The sequence below is a fragment of the Paratractidigestivibacter sp. genome, from assembly GCF_052362415.1.
Classification (GTDB): Bacteria; Actinomycetota; Coriobacteriia; order Coriobacteriales; family Atopobiaceae; genus Paratractidigestivibacter.
On sequence record NZ_DAWEMK010000169.1, the window covers coordinates 1 to 2,519 of the forward strand.

6 protein-coding genes and 1 pseudogene are annotated in these 2,519 nt (G+C 65.7%); 4 read left to right on the top strand and 3 right to left on the bottom strand.

Annotated features, from left to right (window positions below):
- The 4 genes and pseudogenes from ACT84W_RS10450 to ACT84W_RS10465 form a co-directional block, all read left to right on the top strand.
- Nucleotides 1–231 (top strand): annotated as a pseudogene (locus ACT84W_RS10450) (hypothetical protein); the annotation flags it as partial.
- Nucleotides 232–246: 15 nt separating this feature from the next.
- Nucleotides 247–516, top strand: coding sequence for a hypothetical protein (locus ACT84W_RS10455; protein ID WP_444329167.1), 270 nt, complete (start codon nucleotides 247–249; stop codon nucleotides 514–516).
- Nucleotides 517–528: 12 nt separating this feature from the next.
- Complete coding sequence (locus tag ACT84W_RS10460; RefSeq protein ID WP_444329168.1) at nucleotides 529–741, top strand: hypothetical protein; 213 nt, start codon at nucleotides 529–531, stop codon at nucleotides 739–741.
- Nucleotides 741–1,562: a hypothetical protein gene (locus tag ACT84W_RS10465; RefSeq protein ID WP_444329169.1), complete on the top strand. Its 822-nt coding sequence runs from the start codon at nucleotides 741–743 to the stop codon at nucleotides 1,560–1,562. Before ACT84W_RS10460 ends, ACT84W_RS10465 begins: the two co-directional genes overlap by 1 nt.
- On the opposite strand, the gene ACT84W_RS10470 is transcribed toward ACT84W_RS10465, so the two are convergent.
- The 3 genes from ACT84W_RS10470 to ACT84W_RS10480 form a co-directional block, all read right to left on the bottom strand.
- Nucleotides 1,559–1,825 carry a hypothetical protein gene (locus tag ACT84W_RS10470; RefSeq protein WP_444329170.1) on the bottom strand — a complete coding sequence of 89 codons (267 nt, stop codon included), beginning with the start codon at nucleotides 1,823–1,825 and terminating at the stop codon, nucleotides 1,559–1,561. The genes ACT84W_RS10465 and ACT84W_RS10470 overlap by 4 nt on opposite strands.
- Before the next feature lie 90 nt (nucleotides 1,826–1,915).
- Nucleotides 1,916–2,122 carry a hypothetical protein gene (locus tag ACT84W_RS10475; protein WP_444329171.1) on the bottom strand — a complete coding sequence of 69 codons (207 nt, stop codon included), beginning with the start codon at nucleotides 2,120–2,122 and terminating at the stop codon, nucleotides 1,916–1,918.
- A gap of 102 nt (nucleotides 2,123–2,224) precedes the next feature.
- The coding region (locus ACT84W_RS10480) for a hypothetical protein (RefSeq protein ID WP_444329172.1) at nucleotides 2,225–2,519 on the bottom strand (295 nt) is incomplete at its 5' end.

A 2,519-nucleotide genomic window follows, 5' to 3' on the forward strand; every position in this document is an offset into this window, starting at 1 on the left:
TCCATGTCGGGCGACTCCCAGTGGACGGACCTCGGCGCGATGAAGGGCCCCAAGGGCGACACCGGCCCCGCCGGCCCCACCGGCCAGCAGGGCACGACCGGCCCGCAGGGCCCGGCGGGCCCCGGCATCACCTTCGGCAGCGGCGCCCCGAGCGCGCCGTCGCAGCAGGGCGCCGTGTACGTCGACGTCGCCGACGGCTACAAGGTCTACCAGTACAGCCAGACGGCCTAGCGAAAGGAGCTCATCATGGCATGGACGAACATCGGCTCGCTCAAGGGCCCCAAGGGAGACAAGGGCGACACCGGCCAGACCGGGCCGCAGGGACCGCAGGGACTGAAAGGAGCCACCGGCCCGACCGGCCCACAGGGCCCGACAGGGGCCACCGGCCCCACCGGCCCGAAGGGCGCGGACGGCACCTCCGTCACCGCGGGAACCGGCGCCCCGAGCGGCACCGCGGCGGTGGGTTCGGTCTACATCGACGCCTCGACCGGCAACCTGTACACGTACAAGGCCTAGGGGGCTTCTTGCATGGCCTGGACGAAGATAGGCAACCTCAGGGGCCCGACGGGGGCAACCGGGCCGCAGGGGCCTGCGGCGACGACCGCCCAGGCCTTCCTCGCCGCCCACCCGGTCGGGTCGCTCTACATGGAGACCAAGGGCAAGAACCCGGGCGCGGCCTACGGAGGCACGTGGGTGATGCGCGACTCGCAGAACGGTTTCATCTGGGAAAGGACGGCATAATGGAGATCGTGACCGGCAAGGCCGGGACGCCGCACGTGAGCTCGGCGGATGACGGGCGCAGGATCGCGGGCGAGGTTGGAGCCGGCAGCTACGTCCTGCAAACCGGGGGCAGGCTTGCGCCGTCGCTCGTTGACGCGAACACAGTGAGGTTCGCGACGGGCGACATGGTCGTCCAGGGCCGCCACATCGGCCTCACGGCCCCCGAGGACGTGAAGGTGGCCTCCGGAACGCAGGGCAAGAAGCGCACGGACTACATCTGCGTCCACTACAAGAGGGACGTGAGCGGCGCGAACCCGACGCTCGTTGAGAAAGTCGAGTGGAAGGTGCTGCAGGGCACGCCGGGGGCCACGGCAACCGCGCCGTCGCTCATAAGAAGGTCCATCCTGAACGGCGACGCCGACGTGACCGTGCCGGTGTGCTCGGTGAGCTTCGACGGCCTGACCACGGGCGCGCCCAAGCTCATCATCCCGACGCTGACCCCGCTCGCGACGCTCGGGGATTCCGTATCCCGGGCAGCGAACAAGCTCTACCCCATGAGCTTCATTTACCCCGGAACGACGGTGGACATGGCCCGCGCCGACGACTACGGCCAGGCCATCTCGCTCATGACCAAGGACACGTTCAAGCGCATCTGCGGCCGCGACTTCGACCAGTCCAAGGACGTGGTCGTGGCGATGAACGGCGACTACGTCTCCCAGAAGATGCTCCACGGCCTATATACGTACTATTCCCCTGCCTCGGGCGGCATCTGGGCCCGCTTCGAGGGCGTGAGCGTCGGCAGCAGCGTGCGCATCAACTGGCTCATCGTGCTCGGGGCCTAGCTGACCGGGAACGAGAGCGACCCCTTGTGCCACGTATTGGCAAGGATGGTCGCGCCGTGCTTGGTGCGGAAAGAGACGCAGTTGCCCGCGACGTGGAGAAGCCGCCCGCCCTGGTTCGCCACGTCATCGGAGTCGACCATGACGGCGAAGCCCTCGTGGGGGCAGGACACGTCCATGGTCGCGAGCTTGGTCGAGCCCCAAGACTCCGCTACGAACTTTCCGACGTTGACCAATGAGACCCAGATTGTTGCCACGTTGTCCACGACCACGCCCCTGATATGGAAGTCGGGGTCGCCGATGACCTTCGTGAAGTTTATCTTTCGGACTCTCGCGGACTGCTGGGGTACGGAATGCTAAATCGTGTACGCCAGCGAAATGTCAACGTTGCCCCACGTCAGAGTGTCCTTGCCGTAGCGGTGGATAAGCTTGACGACGCCGTCGGGGTCGACGGACGCGATACCCCACGACATGTCCTGCACGCCGAAGATTGCCCGGGCTGGCACCTTTGGTCGGTAGGCGGCTTTCACGGAGCCGACCTTTATGCCTTGGGTGGTAGTCATCGCACCGTCTCCAACGACGTGAATCGTCACACTGCCACCGCGGGCCGCGCCCTCGACGAGGAGGCCTGAGAAGATCTGGCTCTCAACCGGGGATACGGAATGCTATGCGGCAATCCAGACGCAGTGGCCGATGTTACGGCCGCCGCTAACCGGCGACGCGCAGAAGAAGTTAACACTGCCATTGGCAGTGACCTCAACCTCAGCCGTGTTGTTGGAAGCAAGACCGGATGAGTAAGCGCGCACGGTCGGTTCTAGGAAATCGATGTGAGGTCGATAACCGACCGGGAGCGTGCCTGCCTTCCATACTTGCGTCGACTCTTGCGAGAAGTTCCAGAACATCTCGACGATGTTGCCGACACGACGATAGAACACTTTGTCGACACTGGCGGGGCTGCCA